This is a genomic window from Rhodanobacter sp. UC4452_H20 (assembly GCF_052978205.1).
Genome location: NZ_CM129662.1, coordinates 626,396 through 645,502, shown reverse-complemented (window position 1 = coordinate 645,502; position 19,107 = coordinate 626,396). Strand labels below are relative to the sequence as shown.

The window sequence follows — 19,107 nt, the reverse complement described above, 5'->3', positions numbered from 1 at the left end:
CATGATAACCGCAAGCCCCAGTGCCCGCCTATCGTCGCCTGCAACCGACTGGCGCGAGCTCTGGCGCAACGCCATCACCGACCCTGCCGAACTGCTGCAGGCGGTGGGCCTGGGCGACCGCACCGACCTGCTGCCGCCGGACGACGCCGGCTTCGCCCTGCGCGTGCCGCGCGGTTTTGTCGCACGGATGCGCCGCGGCGATCCGCGCGATCCGCTGCTGCTGCAGGTGCTGCCCCAGCGCACCGAACATGACCGGGTCGCCGGCTTCACCCTCGACGCCGTGGGCGACCTCTCGGCCAAGGCCGGCCACGGCATGCTGCACAAGTACGACGGGCGCGCGCTGCTGATCGCCAGCGGCAGCTGTGCGGTGAACTGCCGCTACTGCTTCCGCCGGCACTTCCCCTACGGCGAGGAAATCGCCGCCGCCTCGCACTGGCGCGAGGCGCTGGAGCGGCTGCGCGCCGACCCGTCGATCCGCGAACTGATCCTCTCCGGCGGCGATCCGCTGTCGCTGGCCACGTCCAAGCTGGAGGAGCTGACCCGCGGCCTGGCCGAGCTGCCGCAGGTGATCCGCCTGCGCATCCACACGCGTCTGCCGGTCGTTCTGCCCGAGCGGGTCGATGACTCCCTGCTGGCCTGGCTGGCCGGCCTCCCGCTGCAGAAGGTGGTGGTGCTGCATGCCAACCATGCCAACGAACTCGACGCCGGCGTCGACGCGGCCTGCGCCGCCTTGCGCGAGACCGGTGCGACGTTGCTGAACCAGTCGGTGCTGCTGCGCGGCGTCAACGATGATGCCGACGCGCTCGCCAACCTTTCCGAACGCCTGTTCGCCGCCGGCGTGCTGCCCTATTACCTGCACCAGCTGGATCGGGTCCACGGCACCGCCCATTTCGAGGTGGCCGACGACACCGCGCTCGCGCTGCTGGACACCCTGCGCGCGCGCCTGCCCGGCTACCTGGTGCCGCGACTGGTACGCGAGGTGGCGGGCGACCCGGCCAAGCGGCCGCTGTGAGCCGCCACCGGCCAGGTCCGGGGCTGCCGCACCGGTGGCGAGCGACAACGGAATCCGCTACAAACACTCATTGCCATCGACCATGCGGACCCGTCAAGGGCGCCCGCCCTGCCCGGAACCCACGCCCCGCCCCATGAAAAAAGACTTCGTCATCAAGATCCTGTTCGTCGAGAACTCCCTGGAGGAGGCCGAACAGATCATCAGCCTGATGCGCAACAGCGGCATCGCGGTGCGACCGGCGCGGGCCACCAACATCGAGCAGATCCGCTCGGCGGTGGGCGAGCTTGAGCCTGACGTGGTGATGTTCGACCCCTCGGTCACCGACGTCAGCCTGGACGAAACCATGGGCGTGATGGAGGCCTCCGGCCGCGATTTCGCGCTAGTAGGCCTGGTCAGCAACATGGACAACGAACTGGTCGCCGACCTGTTCGTGCATGGCGCCCGCGGCGTGGCCTCGCGCACCCACCCCAAGCAGCTCATCGCGGTGCTGAAGCGCGAATTCGAATCCCTGCACACGCGCCGCCAGGTGCGCTGGCTGCACACCGCGCTGCGCGAAACCGAGCGCCGCTGCGACGCCCTGCTCGACTCCTCCACGGACGCGATCGCCTACGTGCACGAGGGCATGCACGTGCGCGCCAACCAGGCCTACCTGGACACCTTCGGCTACGAGAGTTTCGACGACCTGCTGGGCATGCCGCTGCTGGACATGATCGACTCGGCCAATGCCGATGAGATGAAGGCGCTGCTGCGCGGCCAGGCCCACCAGGGCAAGTTCCCGGCCCAGTTGCCGCTGCGCGCGCGCCGCGCCGACGACAGCCGCTTTGATGCCACCGTGGAGTTCGCCCCGGCGACCTTCGAGGGCGAGCGCTGCCTGCAGATCGTGTTCCGCCGCCAGGTCGTCGACCCGGCCGTGCTGGAACAGCTGCAACGCGACCCGGTCACCGGCCTGTACAACCGCCAGCACATGCTGGCATGCATCGACGATGCGGTGACCGAGGCAGCCAAGGGCAAGAAGGGCCAGTCGCTGCTGCTGATCGAACCGGACAACTGGGCCTCGCTGGTCAGCGGCATCGGCCTGGGCAAGACCGATGAACTGCTGGCCGGCTTCGCCGGGCGCATCCGCATGCTGCTGGGCGCCACCGACATCGCCGGCATGCTCGCCGAGCACACTTTCGGCGTGGCCCTCGACTCGCGTTCGGACGAGGCGATCCGCGAGTGGATCGCCAAGCTGCAGCACAGCGTCGGCAGCGAGATCTTCGATGCCGGCACACGTTCGCTGACGGTCACCGCCAGCGTCGGCGGCAGTCTGCTCGGCGAGAAGAACGCCAACAGCGAGCTGCTCCTCAACCAGGCCAGCCACGCCTTGCGCACCGCGCAGAACCTGGGCGGCAGCCAGGTCGAACTGCACGACCCGGCGGCGCGGGAGAAGGCCGACGAGGAGCGCGAGCGCTACTGGCTGGACCTGCTGCAGCAGGCGCTGGCCAATAACGGTCTGGTGCTGTATCACCAGCAGACGATCAGCCTGCAGGACGCCGAGGGCGAGTTCTCCGAGATTCTGCTGCGCATGAACGGACCGCAGGGCGAGGTGCTGCCGGGCTTCTTCATGCCGATCGCCGAGAAGCACAACCTCACCGGGGCGGTCGACCGCTGGGTGCTCGACCAGGCCATCCGCATCCTGCAGGCGCGCGAGCCGCAGGGACAGCCGACCACGTTCTTCATCAAGCTCACCGCCGCCTCGCTGCAGGACGACAGCCTGTTGCCATGGCTGAAGGAGCGCCTGGGCAAGGCCGGGCTGAAACACGGTCGCCTGGTGCTGGAGATGACCGAAAGCAAGGTGATGACCCTGCTGCGACCCGCGCAGGAGTTCGTCAACGCGTGGAAGAAGATGGGTGGCGGCTTTGCGCTGGAGCAGTTCGGCTCGGGCCTGAACTCGTTCCAGCTGCTGAACCACATCGACGCCGACTACCTCAAGATCGACCGCAGCCACATGGCCGACCTGCCGCAGCACGCCGACAGCCAGAAGAAGGTCGCCGAGATCTGCCAGCAGGCACACGAACTGAAGCGCCTGACCATCGCCGAGTGGGTCGAGGACGCCACCAGCACGTCGCTGCTGTTCGCCTGCGGCGTCGACTTCGTGCAGGGCAACTTCCTGCAGGTGCCGCAGCGGCTGGAATGAATGCTGCCTCGGGACCCGGGGTTCGGGATCCGATCGCAGGAGCATCAGGCGGTATTCGCCGAATGGCCGGCATCACACAGAAAAAACCCCCGGGGAGCGATCCGCGGGGGTCTTTTCATGCAGCCTTCGCAGCGAGGATTACTCGGCAGCGGCAGCCGCCTTGGCGTTCGCCTTGGCGGCGGCAGCGGCGGCGATGTCTTCCTTGATGCGGGCGGCCTTGCCTTCCAGGCCACGCAGGTAATACAGCTTGGCGCCGCGCACCTTGCCCTTGCGCTTCACCGAGACCGAGTCGATGGTCGGGCTGTGCGCCTGGAACACGCGCTCCACGCCGGTGCCGTGCGAGATCTTGCGCACGGTGAAGGCCGAATGCAGGCCGCGGTTGCGCTTGGCGATGACGATGCCCTCGAACGCCTGCACGCGCTCGCGGTTGCCTTCCTTCACCTTCACGTTGACCACCACGGTGTCGCCGGGGCCGAAGTCCGGCAGCTGGCGGGTGATCTGCTCGGATTCGAACTGTTCAATGATCTTGTTCATGGCGCACCTGTCGGTTCACTTTTGCGATATCAAGGCTGCGGCCGTCACTCGACCGCATCGTCTTGCCGTGTCGACTGCCCAGAGGCATGTTCACGGCGAAATTCATCCAGCAAGGCCCGGGATGCCGCATCCAGGCCACGCTGCGACAACAAGTCCGGGCGGCGCAGCCAGGTGCGACCCAACGATTGCTTGAGGCGCCAGCGGGCAATTGCCGCATGGTCGCCGGACAGCAACACCGCCGGTACCTCACCCAGCGCATCCTGCACCGGTTTTCCGTAATGCGGACAATCCAGCAGGCCATCGGAGAATGAATCCTGCTCGGCCGACTGCGCGTCGTTCAACGCGCCATCCTGCAAGCGCCCCACCGCGTCGATGACCACCGCCGCGGCAAGCTCACCGCCGGACAGCACATAATCGCCGATGGAGAGCTCCTCGTCGACCTCGTGCGCCAGCAGGCGCTCGTCCACACCTTCGTAACGTCCGCAGAGCAGGCCGATGCGCGGCAGCTTCGCCAGCGCCTCCACCCTGCCCTGCGTCAGCCGCGCTCCCTGCGGACTGAGATAAACCAGATGCACCGGTTCCGGTGCCGCCTCGCGCATCACTTTCAAGGTGGTGCGCAAGGGCTCGATCATCATCACCATGCCCGGACCGCCGCCATACGAGCTGCTGTCCACGCTGCGATGCTTGTCGGTGGCGTAGTCGCGCGGGTTCCAGGCTTCCACCTGCAGCAGCTCGCGTTGCTGCGCGCGTCCCACCACACCGACGGCGGCGCACTGGCGCACGAAGTCGGGAAACAGGCTGACGACATCGATGCGCATGACCCTTGATCCTCTGCCCACAAGCCGGCGACGTCAGAATTCGGGATCCCAGTCCACCACCATGCGCCCTGCGGACAAGTCCACCGAACGCACATACGACCCCTGGACAAAGGGGATCAGCCGCTCGCGCGTACCGTCCCTGACCACCACGACATCGTTGGCGCCGGTGGCGAACAGGTGGCTGACCCGCCCCAGCTCCACGTTGTCTGTGGTGACGACATCGAGTCCTTCGAGGTCGACCCAGTAATACTCGCCCTTCGCCGGAGGAGGCAGCTGTTCGCGGGCGACATGGATGTCGGTACCGATCAACGCTGCCGCCTGGTCCCGATCGTCCACCCCGGGCAACTGGGCCACCATGCCCTTGCCCTGCGGTCGACCTTTCACGCCGGAGACCTCTCTTTCCGTGCCTGGCGCTGCACCGAGCAGCCACGGCTGGTAATCGAAGATCCGCATGCGCGGCTCGGCGAAGGATTCGATCTTCAGCCAGCCCTGCACGCCATACAGCCCGACGATGCGCCCGATCAGGACGCGCCGACCGGCTGTCGTCATGCTCAGGCGGCCGGCTGCTGCTTGCCGGCTTCCTTGACGAGGGCGGCGACCTTGTCGCTCATCTGCGCACCCTTGCCGACCCACTCCTGCACGCGCGCCACGTTCAGCTCCAGACGCTTGTCCTTGCCGGAGGCGACCGGATTGTAGAAGCCGACGTTCTCGATGTTGCGGCCGTCGCGCTTGCTGCGCTGATCGGTCACCACGACGTGGTAGAACGGACGGCCCTTTGCGCCACCGCGCGAAAGACGAATCTTGACCATGGTAAAACTCCGGAAATTGCCGAATCAGCGGCAGGCGCACGAGAGTCGTGCGCGGGAAACGGGGCATTTTAGCGGATTTTCGGGAAAAGGGAAGGCTTGGGAAGGCAGGAGTGAGTGGAGAGGAGTGGGAAACGAGAGAAAGCCAGCTCGGCGCTCCACTCTCGTTTCTCGCTCCTCTCCGCTCGTTTCTCGCCTTCAGCGCATCGGCGGCAGCCCGCCCATGCCACCCATGCCCTTCATCGCGCCGCGCATCTGCCGCATCAGGCCCTTGCTGCCGCCCTTGCCCAGCTTGGACATCATCTTTTCCATCTGCATGTACTGCTTGAGCACCCGGTTAACGTCGGCCGGCTGGGTGCCGGAGCCCCGCGCCACGCGGGCACGGCGCGAGCCGTTGAGCAGGTCCGGGTGGCGGCGCTCCTTGCCGGTCATCGAGTTGATGATCGCGATCATCTTCTTCATTTCGCCGTCGTTGACCTTCGACTTCACGCTGTCAGGCAGGCTGGAGACGCCGGGCAGCTTGTCCAGCAGGCCGGCCAGGCCGCCCATGTTGCCCATCTGCTCCAGCTGATCCTTCATGTCGTTGAGGTCGAAGCGCTTGCCCTTCATCACCTTCTGGGCCAGCTTCTGCGCCTTGTCCTGGTCGACCTTGCGCTCGACCTCCTCGACCAGGCTCAGCACGTCACCCATGCCGAGGATGCGCTGGGCCAGGCGGTCGGGATGGAATGGTTCAAGCGCGTCGGTTTTCTCGCCGGCACCGAGGAACTTGATCGGCTTGCCGGTAACGTAGCGCACCGACAGCGCCGCGCCACCACGGGCGTCGCCGTCGCTCTTGGTCAGGATCACGCCGGTCAGCGGCAGCGCCTCGTCGAACGCCTTGGCCGTGTTGGCCGCATCCTGGCCGGTCATAGAATCGACCACGAACAGGGTTTCGATCGGCGTGATCGCGGCGTGCAAGGCCTTGATCTCGGCCATCATCGCCTCGTCCACATGCAGGCGGCCGGCGGTGTCGACGATCAGCACGTCGACCAGCTCGCGCCGCGCGGCGGCGATGGCGTCCCTGGCGATGCGCACCGGGTCCTGGCCCACCTCGGAGGGGAAGAACTTCACCCCGACCTGCCCGGCCAGCGTGCGCAGTTGCTCGATGGCGGCCGGACGATAGACATCGCAGCTGACCACCATCACTTTCTTCTTCTTGCGCTCGGTCAGCAGCCGCGCCAGCTTGGCGACCGTGGTGGTCTTGCCCGCGCCTTGCAGGCCAGCCATCAGCACCACCGCGGGCGGCTGCTGGGCCAGGTTCAATTCGGTGTTGGCGATGCCCATCACCATGGTCAGCTCATCGCTGACCACCTTCACCAGCGCCTGACCGGGCGACAGGCTGCGCGCCACTTCCTGGCCGACCGCGCGCACCTTGATGCGCTGGATCAGCGCCTGCACGACCGGCAAGGCCACATCCGCCTCCAGCAGCGCGATGCGCACTTCGCGCAGCGCTTCGCGGATGTTCTCGTCGGTCAGCCGGCCGCGACCGCGCAGTCGGTTGACGGTGGTGGCAAGGCGTTGGCTGAGCGACTCGAACATGGCGAAACCGGCGAACAGGAAAAGGATGATTATAGCGGACGGATCGATCGGCTCCCGCATGCAACCCGGCCGGGCCCTGTGCGACACTTCACCGTCATGCCGCTGACTCTTCCTTCCATTCTCGCCATCGCCCTCTACGCCGGCGGCGCCGCCTTGCTGGCTGCTCCGCTGACGGGTTGTCCGCGCTCGCCGCGGCGGCTCGGCCTGGCGACGGCAACGGTGGCGGTCCTGCTGCACGCAGCGGTCCTGCTGGGAGCGCATGGCGGCCGGCTCGACCTGCACTTCTTCGCCGCGCTGTCGCTGGTGGCCTGCGTGGTGGCTGCGCTGACCCTGCTGGTGAACCTGTCGCGACCGGTCGCCGGGCTGGGCGTGATCGTGTTTCCGCTGGCTGCACTGTTGCTGGCGCTGGACGTGTTCCTGGCGCCGCCGACCGTGCCCAGGCCCATGGACTGGCAGATCCAGTTGCACGTGGTGATCGCGCTGCTTGCCTACAGCGTGCTGTCCATCGCCGCGGTACTCGCCCTGCTGCTGGCGGTGCAGGAGCGCGCGCTGCGCGCGCGCCGGCCAGGCATGCTGGTTCGCGCCCTGCCGCCGCTGACCCAGACCGAAGCCTTGCTGTTTCGCCTGATCGGCGCCGGATTCGCGCTGCTCACCCTGACCTTGCTGAGCGGCTTCCTGTTCATCGCCAATATCCGTGCGCAACACCTCGTGCACACCACGGTGCTCAGCGTCGTGGCATGGCTGATCTTCGGGGCCTTGTTGTGGGGTCGCTGGCGCCATGGCTGGCGCGGGCGTAGCGCCGTCAACCTCACCCTGATCGGCATGGCGGTGCTGGGGCTGGCGTTCTTCGGCTCGAAATTCGTGCTGGAAGTGATCCTGCAGCGCACGATGGGCTGAATCCGCCCGCGACCGGTTCTAGCGGCAGGCGTCGATCGCCTCTCCCAGCCGCTCCACACCGATCACTTCCATCTCGCCGACCCTGCCCTTCTTCGGCGCATTCGCCTTGGGCACGATCGCGCGGCGGAAGCCGTGATGGGCCGCTTCCTTGAGCCGCTCCTCGCCATTGGGCACCGGACGGATCTCGCCGGACAGGCCCACTTCGCCGAAGGTGACCATGTGCTCCGGCAGCGGGCGATCGCGCAGGCTGGACAGCACCGCCAGCAGCACCGGCAGATCGGCCGCGGTTTCCTGCACGCGGATACCGCCGACCACGTTGACGAACACGTCCTGGTCGTACGCGGCCACGCCGCCATGCCGATGCAGCACGGCAAGCAGCATGGCGAGCCGGTTCTGCTCCAGGCCCAGGGTGACCCGGCGCGGATTGCCCAGCGAGGACTGGTCCACCAGCGCCTGCACCTCGACCAGCAACGGGCGGGTGCCCTCGCGAGTCACCATCACCGCACTGCCGGAAGTCGGGCCGCTGTGCGAGGAAAGGAAGATCGCCGACGGATTCGGCACCTCGCGCAGGCCCTTGTCGCTCATCGCGAACACGCCCAGTTCGTTGACCGCGCCGAAGCGGTTCTTGAACGCGCGCAACACGCGAAAACGGCTGCCCGATTCGCCCTCGAAATACAGCACCGCATCGACCATGTGCTCGAGCACGCGCGGGCCGGCGATGCCGCCCTCCTTGGTCACGTGGCCGACCAGGAACACCGCCGTGCCGGTCTCCTTGGCGAAGCGGGTGAGCTTGGCGGCCGACTCGCGCACCTGCGACACCGAACCGGGCGCGGCGGCCAGCAATTCCGTCCAGATGGTCTGGATCGAGTCGATCACCAGCACCTTCGGCCGCGTGGCCATGGCCTGTTCGAGAATCCGTTCGATGCAGGTCTCGGCCAGCGCCTGCAGCGGCTCCAGCGCCAGGCCCAGGCGCTGCGCACGCGCGGCCACCTGCGAAAGCGACTCCTCGCCGGTGACGTAGACGCTGGGCAGCTGCAGACCCAGCGTGCCAAGCACCTGCAACAGCAGGGTCGACTTGCCGATGCCCGGATCGCCGCCGATCAGCACCACCGAACCCTGCACCAGACCGCCGCCCAGCACGCGGTCCAGCTCGCCGATGCCGGTCAGCGTGCGCGCGTCGGCGGTCAGCATCACTTCGGTAAGCGGCGTGATCTTCGGCGCGCCCGCAGCGGCGCCGGCATAGCTGGAACGCTGTGCACCTGCCGACGCCTTGCCCGCCGTGGCCGGCTCCAGCACGATCGCGCTGAGCGTGTTCCACACCCCGCACTCGACGCACTGTCCCTGCCACTTGCTGTGCTCGGCGCCGCATTCGGTGCAGACGTAGGCGGTCCTGGCTTTGGCCATGCGGATTTCCCGAGTGAAGCGACAGAGGACAACGAGTTTAGTGCGCGACCATCGCAGGCGGCGAGACGCGCGCGGCGCGCAACGATGTCAGCCTTCGTCCTCGACGAACAGCACACGGCGGGTCATGCCGCAAGTGAGGTCGTAGGAGATCGTGCCGGCCGCGGCGGCGATCGTTTCGACCGGAAGCTGCGGCCCCCACAGCGTCACCCGGTCGCCGATCGTCGCGTCGGGTGCGCCGCGCAGGTCGAGCGTGATCAGGTCCATCGAGACCCGGCCGATCAATGCCACGCGGCGATCGCCGACGAGCACCGGCGTGCCGGCGGCGGCACTGCGCGGGTAGCCGTCACCGTAGCCGACCGCGGCCACACCGACCGGCATGTCCTCGGGACAGGTCCAGGTGCCGTTGTAGCCGATGCGCTCGCCTCGGCCGATGCGGTTGATCGCGATCAGCCGGGTGGACAGCGTCATCGCCGGGCGGAAGCCGAAATCGCCACCATGCCTGCCCTCGACGACCGACAAGCCGTACAGCAATCCGCCGGTGCGCACCCAGTCGCCGCGCGCGTCGGGCCAGCCGAGCACCGCGGCGGAATTGGACAGCGAGCGCGGGCCGGCGAACGAGTCCGTCACCGCCGCGAAACGGGCGATCTGCGCCGGCGTCTGCGGGCCGTCGAACACCTCCGAATCGGAAAAATGCGTAAGCAGGCCTATCTCGGGATCGACGCCGGCCATCGCGGCCAGCTGCGCATGCACCGCCGCGATACGCCCGGGCGCGAAGCCCAGCCGGTGCATGCCGCTGTCGACCTTCAGCCACACCCGCAGCCGCCCGCGCACCGGCGCCATCGCGGCCAGCCATGGCAACTGCGCCTCGTGGTGGATGGTCGCTTCCAGCTGCAGCCGCTGCATCTCGGCGAGGTCGCCCGGCTTGTCCGGCCCGGACAACACCACGATGCGCTGCCGATGCCCCGCCGCGCGCAGGCGCAGGCCATCGCCCAACGCCGCCACCGCAAAGCACTCGGCCTCGCCATCCAGCGCACGCGCCACCCGCTCCAGCCCATGCCCGTAGGCATCGGCCTTGACCACCGCCATCACCTTCGCCGGCGCCGCCATGGCCTTGAGCCGCGCCAGATTGTGGCGCAGCGCACCGAGATGGATGGTGGCGACGGTGGTGCGGCTCATGGGGCTTCGCCAGGGAATCGGGAATGGGGAATAGGGAATGGGAACAGCACGTGGCCTCGAGACATGCCCTGATGTTCCGGACCTGGCAAACACACCGGAATGCCCCGGAGATTGCAGGCGCTTCTCGATTCCCTATTCCCCATTCCCGATTCCCTGCCTCAATCAAACCCGCCCACGAACGAGTCCGGTGCGTAGTTCACGAACTTGGTGTAGTGGCCGAGGAAGGTCAGTTTGCAGGTGTCGGTGGGGCCGTTGCGCTGCTTGCCGATGATGATTTCGGCGATGCCCTTGTCCTGCGATTCCTTGTTGTAGTACTCGTCGCGGTAGATGAACATGATCACGTCGGCGTCCTGCTCGATGGCGCCGGACTCGCGCAGGTCGGACATCATCGGGCGCTTGTCGGCGCGCTGTTCCAGCGAGCGGTTCAACTGCGACAGGGCGATCACCGGCACGTTCAGCTCCTTGGCAAGCCCCTTCAGTGAACGCGAGATTTCTGAAATTTCGGTGGCGCGATTCTCCGTGTTGCCGGGCACCTGCATCAGCTGCAGGTAGTCGATCACGATCAGGCCGAGACCGCCGTGCTCGCGATGCAGCCGGCGCGCGCGCGAACGCAACTCCACCGGCGACAGGCTGGGCGTGTCGTCGATGAATATCTTGGCGTCGGACAGCAGCGCGATGGCATTGGAGACGCGCGGCCAGTCCTCCTCCTCCAGCGTGCCGTTGCGCAGATGCTGCTGGTGGATGCGGCCCACCGAGGAGATCAGGCGGAATGCAAGCTGCGAGGAGGACATCTCCATCGAGAACACCACCACCGCCTTCTTGCTGCCCAGCGCCGCAGTCTCGGCGATGTTCAATGCGAAGGCCGTCTTGCCCATCGAGGGGCGCGCGGCCACGATGATCAGGTCCGACGGCTGCAGGCCGGAGGTGAGCTCGTCCAGGTCGGTGAAGCCGGTGCTGACGCCGGTAAGCTGGCCGCGGTTCTGGTAGCGCTCGGTGAGCAGCTTGAAGGCATCCTTCACCGCCTCGCGCATCGAGACGGAATCCTTCTTGCCGCGGGCGCCGGATTCGGCGATGTGGAACACGCGCTGCTCGGCGCTTTCCAGCACCTCGTGCACGCTCTTGCCTTCGGGCCGGTAGCCGTCCTCGGTGATCGAGGTGCCGGCGTCGATCAGCTGGCGCAGTACCGACTTCTCGCGCACGATCTCGGCATAGGCGGCAATGTTCGCCGCGCTGGGCGTGCTGTTGGCCAGCTCGATCAGGTAGCCGGCCCCGCCGACCATCTCGGCCAGGCCATTGCTCTCGAACCAGTCGCCCAGGGTCACCGCGTCGCACGGCATGCCCTTGTTGGCCAGCTCGTTGATCGCGCGCCAGATCAGCCGGTGATCCTTGCGGTAGAAATCGTCCTCGGCCAGCCGGTCGGCGACGTTGTCCAGCGCGCCGGGGGCCAGCATCAACCCGCCCAGCACCGCCTGCTCCGCGTCGATGGAATGCGGCGGCACCCGCAACGCCTCGATCGCCGCGGAGGAGGATTTGCGCTCTGGGACGAAGGACATCGGATTACCTCGGGAACGACCCCGCCACCGGCGCCGCAGGCGCCGACCGCAGGTGGGCGGACATGTCGACACATCATGCGCGGCCGCGTCTCACGCGTCGAGACAACAACTCTGTGGATATGTTGGGGATGGCTGGGGATAAAGCCGGGAATGGGGAATCGGGAGTGGTGAATCGAAGGCAGCGACCAGGCCGTTTCCGATGCCCTGTTCCCCATTCCCGGCCCTCGAAAAACAAACGGGCGCCTCGCGGCGCCCGGACGTTTCCGATGGACCGGAACTTACTTGTCGCTGACCACGATCACCTTGACGGTGGTGTGCACGTCGGCGTGCAGGTGCACGGCAACCTCGAACTCGCCGGTGGTGCGCAGCGGGCCTTCGCCCAGGATCACTTCGCCCTTGTGGACGGCGTGACCTTCGGCGGCCAGGGCCTCGGCGATGTCGCGCGGGCCGACCGAACCGAACAGCTTGCCCTCGGCACTGGCATGTGCCGGGATCGTCACCGCCACGTCGGCGAGCTTGGCCTTGCGCGCTTCGGCGTCGGCCAGCACGGAGTTGGCCTTGGCCTCGTACTCGGCGCGACGCTGCTCGAATGCGGCCAGGTTGGCGGCATTGGCGCGCGCGGCCTTGCCCTGCGGCAGCAGGTAGTTGCGGCCGTAACCCGGCTTCACGGTGACCTTGTCACCCAGGTTGCCGAGATTGCGGACTTTCTGCAGAAGAATGAGTTCCATGATGCTTTCCTGTTCGTTAGCGCCGGTGTGGCCCGACGCAGCCAGAGGACGGTTGTCCGAATTGAGGGAATAGGGAATAGGGAATGGAGAATAGGAAATAGGAAAAGCGGAGCTACGGAGCAACCGATTCCCTATTCCCTACTCCCTATTCCCTCGACGCCCTCAGACGTCGTGGTTGTCGGTATACGGCAGCAGCGAGAGGAAGCGCGCGCGCTTGATCGCGGTGGCCAGCTGGCGCTGGTAGCGCGCCTTGGTGCCGGTGATGCGGCTGGGCACGATCTTGCCGTTCTCGGTGACGTACTGGCGCAGGGTGTTGAGATCCTTGTAGTCGATCTCCTTCACGTCTTCGGCAGTGAAGCGGCAGAACTTGCGGCGGCGGAAAAACTTGGACATGTGGGTGCTCCCTGATCAGTCGTCGCTGTCGCGATCGTTGTCGGCGTGGCCATGGCCACGGCTCTCGCCATCGTTGTCGTCGTCGCGGCGACGGCTGGACTTGGCGTCGTCCTTTTCCTTCGACTTCAGGATGAAGGACGGCTCGATGTCGGCCTCGTCACGACGGATCACCAGGTGGCGCAGCACGGCGTCGTTGAAACGGAAGCCGGACTCCAGCTCGTTCAGCGCGTTCTGGCTCACTTCGATGTTGAGCAGCACGTAGTGTGCCTTGGCCAGGTTGACGATCGGGTAAGCCAGCTGGCGCCGGCCCCAGTCTTCCAGGCGGTGGATCTTGCCGCCGTCGGCCTCGATCAGCGACTTGTAGCGCTCGAGCATGGCGGGAACCTGCTCGCTCTGGTCCGGATGGACCATGAATACGACTTCGTAATGACGCAGGGTCATCGTGGGTTGACTCCTTGTGGATGCGGCCAAAGCGGCCTGGCAGCCTCCCGTCAGTGCGGTGAGGCAAGTGTCCCGCCCGTGCCCTTTCGGGTGCAGACAGAAGCGGAATTGTACGATGACGCACAACGGCCACGCAAGTCATTGAAAAGCCTGCGCGCCGGGCAGAGGCGCTCAGCTGACGGTGAAGCTCTCGCCGCAGCCGCACTCGCCGGTGGAGTTCGGGTTGTGGAACACGAAGCTGGCGTTGAGCCCGTGGCGCTGGAAGTCGATGACGGTGCCGTCGACCAGGGCCAGGCTCTTGTCGCTGACGATCAGCGGCACGCCGTCCACCTCCAGCAGCCGGTCACCCTCGTCCATCGACTCGGCCAGGTCGACCACGTAGGCAAACCCCGAACAGCCGGTGCGCTTGACCCCGAAGCGCACGCCTGCCGCCGCGGGCGTCGAGGCGAGGAAGTGGCGCATGCGTTCGTTGGCAGCGGGGGTGATGCTGATGCTCATGGCAGGCGGATTCGATCTCGTGAAATGGGCGGCAGGTGTCGCGACCCGGGCAAGCCCTACATTATCATGCGGGTTTGGCTCCGCGCGCCGCGCGGGTGCCCACCATCCAGCGCACCGACCGGTGCGCAAGCAGCAGGAGTTCCAATCCATGGCCGTGGTCAGTGTGAAGCAGGCGTTGTCGGGCAGCATCGATGCCGGCAGCCAGGTGACCGTGCGCGGCTGGGTGCGCACGCGCCGCGATTCCAAGGCCGGCCTGTCCTTCGTCAACGTCACCGACGGCTCCTGCTTCGACCCGATCCAGGCGGTAGTGCCGGCCACCCTGGCCAATTACGAGAGCGAGGTGAAGCACCTCACCGCCGGCGCGGGCGTGATCGTCACGGGCACCTTGGTGCCCTCGCAGGGCAAGGGTCAGCGTTTCGAGATCCAGGCCGGCGAGGTGATCGTCACCGGCCTGGTCGACGACCCGGAGACCTACCCGATCCAGCCCAAGCAGCACTCGATGGAGTTCCTGCGCGAGGTCGCCCACCTGCGCCCGCGCACCAATCTGTTCGGCGCGGTGACGCGCGTGCGGCACACGATGATGACGGCGATCCATCGCCACCTCACCGAGCAGGGCTTCTTCTGGATCAACACGCCGATCATCACCACGTCGGATGCGGAAGGCGCCGGCGACATGTTCCGGCTGTCCACGCTGGACCTGGCCAACCTGCCGCGCCTGCCCGACGGCAAGATCGACTTCCGCAAGGACTTCTTCGGCCGCGAGGCGTTCCTCACCGTGTCCGGCCAGCTCAACGTCGAGGCCTATTGCCTGGCGATGAGCAAGGTGTACACCTTCGGTCCCACTTTCCGCGCCGAGAATTCCAACACGGCGCGCCACCTGGCCGAGTTCTGGATGTGCGAGCCGGAGATCGCCTTCGCCGACCTGGCCGCCAATGCCGACTGCGCCGAGGGCTTCCTCAAGGCGATCTTCAAGGCCGTGCTGGACGAACGCCCCGACGACATGGCGTTCTTCGCCGAACGCGTGCAACCGGATGCGATCAGCCGGATGGAGGCATTCATCGCCAAGCCGTTCGAGCGCATCGACTACACCGACGCGATCGAGATCCTGAAGAAGTCCGGCGAGAAGTTCGAATACCCGGTCGCCTGGGGCATCGACCTGCAGACCGAACACGAACGCTACCTCGCCGAGAAACATGTCGGCCGCCCCGTGGTCGTGATGAACTACCCCGAGGCGATCAAGGCGTTCTACATGCGCTTGAACGATGACGAGAAGACCGTGGCCGCGATGGACGTACTCGCGCCCGGCATCGGCGAGATCATCGGCGGCAGCCAGCGCGAGGAACGGCTGGATCATCTGGACCGCCGCATGATCCAGTTCGGCCTCGATCCGGCCAGCTATGGCTGGTACCGTGACCTGCGTCGCTACGGCACGGTGCCGCACGCCGGGTTCGGCCTCGGCTTCGAGCGCCTGCTGGTCTACATCTGCGGCCTGTCCAACATCCGCGACGCCATCCCCTACCCGCGTGCCGCCGGCACCGCCGAGTTCTGACGCCCATGTCGTACCGCTTCGCCGCCCTTGCCGCCGTGTTCACCGCCGCCCTCGCGCTGACCGGCTGCCATGCCGCCAAGGCGTTGCTGCCGCCCAACCTGCGGCCGCCCGCGGAGGACCCCGGCGATCCGCTGAAGATCGCCCAACTGCATCTGCAGCAGGCCACGCCCTGCTGCAGCAGCTTCGCCGATTTCTCCTACCGCAGCCTGCTGCCGTGGCAGCCGCAGAAGTTCACCCTGGGCAGCGGCAGCATGGTCGCCAACCTCAACGGCACCAAGAGCTATTTCCTCGCCTTCCGCCTGCCCACCGGCATGAAGCTGCCGTACCGGGTGGCGCTGAAATCGGAATTGAACGGACGCTGGCTGCATGCCAGCTACCTGTTCGCGCCCACCATCGTGCTGCTCGACGACGGCTTCCAGCCGATCCGCTTCGACGACATCCGCCTGTGCGAACACATGGGCTGGAGCGACGAAACCAGCGGGGCCTTCGGCAGTTTCAAGATCGACAGCGACAAGGCCCACTACCTGCTGGTCTACAGCTCGGCCGACCAGCAGTCGGGCAAGACCTACTGGGAGCAGTCGCCGGCCTCGCTCTCCAACGCCACCACTGCGGCCACCCTGAAGATGAACTCCAGCGGCAGCTTCAGCATCCCGCACGGGCCGGACGGGTCGCTGTGGATCGGCATGATGAACTCCGTCTACCAGAAAGCCATCGACAACGCGGTGTGCGGCGAAGCACCCCACGGCGACGGCCTGCTGAACGAGTTGCCGCTGCCCTGGAGCGGGAAACGCGGCAGTTCGTCGTGATCGTGCTGTACTTGGCGTTGCTGGTCGCCGGGGTGGGCCTGTTTGTGCTGTCGTTCGTGGCGCAATACCGATTGGCCACGCTGTTGCGACGGCGTTATCCGCAACACTGGCAAATCATCGCGGCAGCCGACCACGCGCGGCCCTCCGCCTGGCGCCGCTGGGCGCGAATGCAGCAGGTGCTGCGCTCGCCGGCACTGCCGGCGCTGGGCGACCGCTCGATCGACCGCTGGCGCCACCTGTGGCGACTGGGTCCCTGGCTAGGCTGGCTGTGCTGGCTGGGCGCGCTGGCCACGCGTCTCTCCTCCTGACCCCTCACCGAGGAAGAACTCCATGCAACTGGATCTGAGTGGACGTCATGCGCTGGTCTGCGGCGCTTCCCAGGGCATCGGCCGTGCCTGCGCGATCGAGCTGGCCCTGCTCGGCGCCAACGTCACCGTGCTTGCGCGTCGCGCCGAAGTGCTGGCCGAGGTGGTCGGCAGCCTGCCGCGCACCGACGGCGCGCAGCACCACGACCTGCTGGTCGCCGATGCGAGCGACACCGGCAGCCTGCGCGAGCGGGTCGAAGCCCTGGTCGCGGCGGCGCCGGTGCACATCCTGGTCAACAACAGCGGCGGACCGCCGCCGGGCAGCATCCTCGACGCCACGCCGCCGCAATTCCTCGATGCCTTCGGCCAGCACCTGCTGGCCAATCACACGCTGGCGCAGGTGGTGATCCCCGGCATGCGCGACGCCGGCTGGGGCCGCATCGTCAACATCATCTCCACCTCGGTGAAGGAGCCGCTCTCCGGCATCGGCGTCTCCAACACCACCCGCGGCGCGGTGGCGAGCTGGGCCAAGACCCTGGCTGGCGAACTGGCGCCGCTGGGCATCACCGTCAACAACGTGCTGCCGGGCTCCACCCACACGCCGCGGATCGAACAGATCGTGCGGGTACGGGCGCAGAAGTCGGGGCGCAGCGAAGTGGAAGTCGCGCGCGAGATGGCCGCGGAGATTCCGATGGGCCGCTTCGCCGATCCCGCGGAAACCGCCGCCGCCGTCGCCTTCCTCGCCTCCCCGGCGGCCAGCTACATCACCGGCACGAGCCTGCCGGTCGACGGTGGGCGCATGCGCTCGCTCTGAGCGACCAGACCCGCCAGCCGCCCGACTGAAGCCCGGCCCATCCAGCGCGTCGCGCGCCCTGCGTACGGTCGCGTTCGGTGCAATTGTCGCGTGCTGGACTTAAGATGACGCGGATGTCCACTCCGCGCCTAGCCAACCTGATCGACGGCCGCCTGCGGGCGCCTATTAGCGACAGCTGGCTCGACGTGCACGAACCCGCCACGGCGGGCGTGCTGACCCAATGCCCGGATTCCGATGCCGCCGATGTCGGGGCCGCCGTGGCCGCCGCCAGTCGCGCAGCAACCGCCTGGGCGGCCACGCCGATCGAGCAACGGGCGCACTTGCTGCACCGCCTGGCCGACCTGATCGAGGCGCGGCTGGAGGAGTTCGCTGCGCTGGAATCGCGCGACAGCGGCAAGCCGCTCGCCCTCGCGCGCCGCCTCGACATCCCGCGCGCGGTGAGCAACCTGCGCTACTTCGCCGCCGCGATCACCGGCTGGGGCAGCGAATCGCATGCGATGGAAACGGGCACGCCGGGCGCCGGCGCCATCAACTACACCTTGCACCAGCCGCTCGGCGTGGTCGGTTGCATAAGTCCGTGGAACCTGCCGCTGTACCTGTTCACCTGGAAGATCGCGCCGGCACTGGCGGCCGGCAACACGGTGGTGGCAAAACCCTCGGAGATCACGCCGTGCACTGCCGCCCTGCTGGGCGAGCTGAGCATCGAGGCCGGCTTTCCGCCGGGCGTGCTGAACATCGTGCACGGGCTGGGGCCACAGGTCGGCGAAGCCATCGTGGCGCATCCGGCGGTCAAGGCGGTGTCGTTCACCGGCTCCACGCGCACTGGCGCGGCCATCGCTGCCGTCGCGGCACCGGCGTTCAAGAAAGTCTCGCTGGAGATGGGCGGAAAGAATCCGGCGATCGTGTTCGCCGATGCGGATCTTTCCGACGCCAACCTCGACACCATCGTGCGCTCGGGCTTCGCCAACCAGGGCGAGATCTGCCTGTGCGGCTCGCGCTTGCTGGTGCAGCGCTCCATCTACGACGCGTTCCGCGAACGCTATCTTGCGCGCGTGCAGGCGCTGCGCGTGGGCGATCCGGACGACGCACGCAGCGACCTCGGCGCCATGGTGTCGCGGGCGCACTACGACAAGGTGCTCGGCTGCATCGCACAGGCCCGCGCCGAGGGCGGACGCGTGCTGTGTGGCGGCGCGGCGGTTGCCGTGCCGGGCCGCTGCGCCGGCGGCTGGTTCATCGCGCCGACCGTGATCGAAGGGCTGCCCTCTTCGGCGCAGACCAACCAGCAGGAAATCTTCGGCCCGGTAGTCGCGCTGATCCCGTTCGAGGACGAAGCCGAGGCGCTGGCGATCGCCAACGACAGCCACTACGGACTGGCCGCGTCGCTGTGGACGCAGGATCTTTCCCGCGCGCACCGGCTGGCCGGGCAACTCGAATTCGGCATCGTGTGGATCAACTGCTGGTTGCTGCGCGACCTGCGCACGCCGTTCGGCGGCGCCAAGCAATCGGGCGTCGGCCGCGAGGGTGGTGCCGAGGCGCTGCATTTCTTCACCGAACCGAAAAACGTCTGCATCGCGTACGGTGCCAGCCCCTGATACGCCGCGCCACCCGTCCGAAACGCC

Annotated in this window: 20 protein-coding genes; 8 read left to right on the top strand and 12 right to left on the bottom strand. The window is 67.2% G+C overall.

Annotated elements, in window-relative coordinates; translation table 11 throughout:
• The first annotated feature begins 1 nt into the window (after position 1).
• Complete coding sequence (gene epmB / locus ACVCMC_RS03090) at positions 2-1,012, top strand: EF-P beta-lysylation protein EpmB (RefSeq protein ID WP_395119184.1); 1,011 nt, start codon at positions 2-4, stop codon at positions 1,010-1,012.
• 133 nt (positions 1,013-1,145) lie between these two features.
• Positions 1,146-3,188: an EAL domain-containing protein gene (locus ACVCMC_RS03085; RefSeq protein WP_395119186.1), complete on the top strand. Its 2,043-nt coding sequence runs from the start codon at positions 1,146-1,148 to the stop codon at positions 3,186-3,188.
• Between the two features lie 138 nt (positions 3,189-3,326).
• Here ACVCMC_RS03085 and rplS read toward each other — a convergent pair whose 3' ends face one another.
• The 5 genes from rplS to ffh form a co-directional block, all read right to left on the bottom strand.
• Positions 3,327-3,722 (bottom strand): 50S ribosomal protein L19, encoded by a 396-nt coding sequence (gene rplS / locus ACVCMC_RS03080; RefSeq protein ID WP_395119188.1) that lies wholly within the window; start codon positions 3,720-3,722, stop codon positions 3,327-3,329.
• A gap of 44 nt (positions 3,723-3,766) precedes the next feature.
• Positions 3,767-4,540 (bottom strand): tRNA (guanosine(37)-N1)-methyltransferase TrmD, encoded by a 774-nt coding sequence (trmD, locus tag ACVCMC_RS03075; RefSeq protein WP_447098637.1) that lies wholly within the window; start codon positions 4,538-4,540, stop codon positions 3,767-3,769.
• 33 nt (positions 4,541-4,573) lie between these two features.
• Complete coding sequence (gene rimM, locus ACVCMC_RS03070) at positions 4,574-5,089, bottom strand: ribosome maturation factor RimM (RefSeq protein WP_447098636.1); 516 nt, start codon at positions 5,087-5,089, stop codon at positions 4,574-4,576.
• A 2-nt stretch (positions 5,090-5,091) separates the two neighbouring features.
• Positions 5,092-5,349 carry a 30S ribosomal protein S16 gene (rpsP, locus tag ACVCMC_RS03065; RefSeq protein WP_395119195.1) on the bottom strand — a complete coding sequence of 86 codons (258 nt, stop codon included), beginning with the start codon at positions 5,347-5,349 and terminating at the stop codon, positions 5,092-5,094.
• A 195-nt stretch (positions 5,350-5,544) separates the two neighbouring features.
• Positions 5,545-6,924: a signal recognition particle protein gene (gene ffh, locus ACVCMC_RS03060; RefSeq protein WP_395121407.1), complete on the bottom strand. Its 1,380-nt coding sequence runs from the start codon at positions 6,922-6,924 to the stop codon at positions 5,545-5,547.
• Between the two features lie 96 nt (positions 6,925-7,020).
• On the opposite strand from ffh, the gene ACVCMC_RS03055 reads away from it, so the two are divergent.
• Positions 7,021-7,821: a cytochrome C assembly family protein gene (locus tag ACVCMC_RS03055; RefSeq protein ID WP_395119197.1), complete on the top strand. Its 801-nt coding sequence runs from the start codon at positions 7,021-7,023 to the stop codon at positions 7,819-7,821.
• Between the two features lie 18 nt (positions 7,822-7,839).
• Here ACVCMC_RS03055 and radA read toward each other — a convergent pair whose 3' ends face one another.
• The 7 genes from radA to ACVCMC_RS03020 all read right to left on the bottom strand — a co-directional run bounded on the left by radA (position 7,840) and on the right by ACVCMC_RS03020 (position 14,014).
• Entirely contained in the window at positions 7,840-9,225 is a 1,386-nt protein-coding gene (radA, locus tag ACVCMC_RS03050; RefSeq protein WP_447098635.1) for a DNA repair protein RadA, read from the bottom strand.
• Positions 9,226-9,312: 87 nt separating this feature from the next.
• Positions 9,313-10,401: an alanine racemase gene (gene alr, locus ACVCMC_RS03045; protein ID WP_447098634.1), complete on the bottom strand. Its 1,089-nt coding sequence runs from the start codon at positions 10,399-10,401 to the stop codon at positions 9,313-9,315.
• A gap of 158 nt (positions 10,402-10,559) precedes the next feature.
• Entirely contained in the window at positions 10,560-11,954 is a 1,395-nt protein-coding gene (locus tag ACVCMC_RS03040) for a replicative DNA helicase (protein WP_395119203.1), read from the bottom strand.
• A 278-nt stretch (positions 11,955-12,232) separates the two neighbouring features.
• Positions 12,233-12,682, bottom strand: a complete 450-nt coding sequence (rplI, locus tag ACVCMC_RS03035) for a 50S ribosomal protein L9 (RefSeq protein ID WP_395119205.1) — start codon at positions 12,680-12,682, stop codon at positions 12,233-12,235.
• 162 nt (positions 12,683-12,844) lie between these two features.
• Positions 12,845-13,075, bottom strand: coding sequence for a 30S ribosomal protein S18 (gene rpsR, locus ACVCMC_RS03030; RefSeq protein WP_007081973.1), 231 nt, complete (start codon positions 13,073-13,075; stop codon positions 12,845-12,847).
• Between the two features lie 15 nt (positions 13,076-13,090).
• Complete coding sequence (gene rpsF / locus ACVCMC_RS03025; protein ID WP_395119207.1) at positions 13,091-13,516, bottom strand: 30S ribosomal protein S6; 426 nt, start codon at positions 13,514-13,516, stop codon at positions 13,091-13,093.
• 171 nt (positions 13,517-13,687) lie between these two features.
• Positions 13,688-14,014: a HesB/IscA family protein gene (locus ACVCMC_RS03020; protein ID WP_136258380.1), complete on the bottom strand. Its 327-nt coding sequence runs from the start codon at positions 14,012-14,014 to the stop codon at positions 13,688-13,690.
• Between the two features lie 148 nt (positions 14,015-14,162).
• Here ACVCMC_RS03020 and asnS point away from each other — a divergent pair, with 148 nt between their 5' ends.
• The 5 genes from asnS to ACVCMC_RS02995 all read left to right on the top strand — a co-directional run bounded on the left by asnS (position 14,163) and on the right by ACVCMC_RS02995 (position 19,080).
• Entirely contained in the window at positions 14,163-15,563 is a 1,401-nt protein-coding gene (gene asnS, locus ACVCMC_RS03015; RefSeq protein WP_395119211.1) for an asparagine--tRNA ligase, read from the top strand.
• Positions 15,564-15,568: 5 nt separating this feature from the next.
• Positions 15,569-16,369, top strand: coding sequence for a hypothetical protein (locus ACVCMC_RS03010; protein WP_395119213.1), 801 nt, complete (start codon positions 15,569-15,571; stop codon positions 16,367-16,369).
• On the top strand, positions 16,366-16,677 hold the full coding sequence (locus ACVCMC_RS03005) for a hypothetical protein (RefSeq protein WP_395119215.1): 312 nt from the start codon (positions 16,366-16,368) through the stop codon (positions 16,675-16,677). The genes ACVCMC_RS03010 and ACVCMC_RS03005 overlap by 4 nt, the downstream gene beginning before the upstream one ends.
• A gap of 22 nt (positions 16,678-16,699) precedes the next feature.
• Positions 16,700-17,488, top strand: coding sequence for an SDR family oxidoreductase (locus ACVCMC_RS03000; protein ID WP_447098633.1), 789 nt, complete (start codon positions 16,700-16,702; stop codon positions 17,486-17,488).
• Positions 17,489-17,601: 113 nt separating this feature from the next.
• The gene (locus tag ACVCMC_RS02995; protein ID WP_447098632.1) at positions 17,602-19,080 is read left to right on the top strand and encodes an aldehyde dehydrogenase; all 1,479 of its coding nucleotides are present in this window, start codon (positions 17,602-17,604) and stop codon (positions 19,078-19,080) included.
• Positions 19,081-19,107 lie beyond the last annotated feature (27 nt).

What these genes read in the sequence shown, in the direction of transcription:
- radA (WP_447098635.1), bottom strand. Translation starts at nt 9,225, where the DNA reads ATGGCCAAAGCCAGGACCGCCTACGTCTGCACCGAATGCGGCGCCGAG.
- rpsP (WP_395119195.1), bottom strand. Translation starts at nt 5,349, where the DNA reads ATGGTCAAGATTCGTCTTTCGCGCGGTGGCGCAAAGGGCCGTCCGTTC.
- ACVCMC_RS02995 (WP_447098632.1), top strand. Translation starts at nt 17,602, where the DNA reads ATGTCCACTCCGCGCCTAGCCAACCTGATCGACGGCCGCCTGCGGGCG.
- epmB (WP_395119184.1), top strand. Translation starts at nt 2, where the DNA reads ATGATAACCGCAAGCCCCAGTGCCCGCCTATCGTCGCCTGCAACCGAC.
- alr (WP_447098634.1), bottom strand. Translation starts at nt 10,401, where the DNA reads ATGAGCCGCACCACCGTCGCCACCATCCATCTCGGTGCGCTGCGCCAC.
- rplS (WP_395119188.1), bottom strand. Translation starts at nt 3,722, where the DNA reads ATGAACAAGATCATTGAACAGTTCGAATCCGAGCAGATCACCCGCCAG.
- trmD (WP_447098637.1), bottom strand. Translation starts at nt 4,540, where the DNA reads ATGCGCATCGATGTCGTCAGCCTGTTTCCCGACTTCGTGCGCCAGTGC.
- ACVCMC_RS03055 (WP_395119197.1), top strand. Translation starts at nt 7,021, where the DNA reads ATGCCGCTGACTCTTCCTTCCATTCTCGCCATCGCCCTCTACGCCGGC.
- ACVCMC_RS03000 (WP_447098633.1), top strand. Translation starts at nt 16,700, where the DNA reads ATGCAACTGGATCTGAGTGGACGTCATGCGCTGGTCTGCGGCGCTTCC.
- ACVCMC_RS03020 (WP_136258380.1), bottom strand. Translation starts at nt 14,014, where the DNA reads ATGAGCATCAGCATCACCCCCGCTGCCAACGAACGCATGCGCCACTTC.
- rpsR (WP_007081973.1), bottom strand. Translation starts at nt 13,075, where the DNA reads ATGTCCAAGTTTTTCCGCCGCCGCAAGTTCTGCCGCTTCACTGCCGAA.
- asnS (WP_395119211.1), top strand. Translation starts at nt 14,163, where the DNA reads ATGGCCGTGGTCAGTGTGAAGCAGGCGTTGTCGGGCAGCATCGATGCC.
- ACVCMC_RS03040 (WP_395119203.1), bottom strand. Translation starts at nt 11,954, where the DNA reads ATGTCCTTCGTCCCAGAGCGCAAATCCTCCTCCGCGGCGATCGAGGCG.
- ffh (WP_395121407.1), bottom strand. Translation starts at nt 6,924, where the DNA reads ATGTTCGAGTCGCTCAGCCAACGCCTTGCCACCACCGTCAACCGACTG.
- rpsF (WP_395119207.1), bottom strand. Translation starts at nt 13,516, where the DNA reads ATGACCCTGCGTCATTACGAAGTCGTATTCATGGTCCATCCGGACCAG.
- ACVCMC_RS03085 (WP_395119186.1), top strand. Translation starts at nt 1,146, where the DNA reads ATGAAAAAAGACTTCGTCATCAAGATCCTGTTCGTCGAGAACTCCCTG.
- rplI (WP_395119205.1), bottom strand. Translation starts at nt 12,682, where the DNA reads ATGGAACTCATTCTTCTGCAGAAAGTCCGCAATCTCGGCAACCTGGGT.
- rimM (WP_447098636.1), bottom strand. Translation starts at nt 5,089, where the DNA reads ATGACGACAGCCGGTCGGCGCGTCCTGATCGGGCGCATCGTCGGGCTG.
- ACVCMC_RS03010 (WP_395119213.1), top strand. Translation starts at nt 15,569, where the DNA reads ATGTCGTACCGCTTCGCCGCCCTTGCCGCCGTGTTCACCGCCGCCCTC.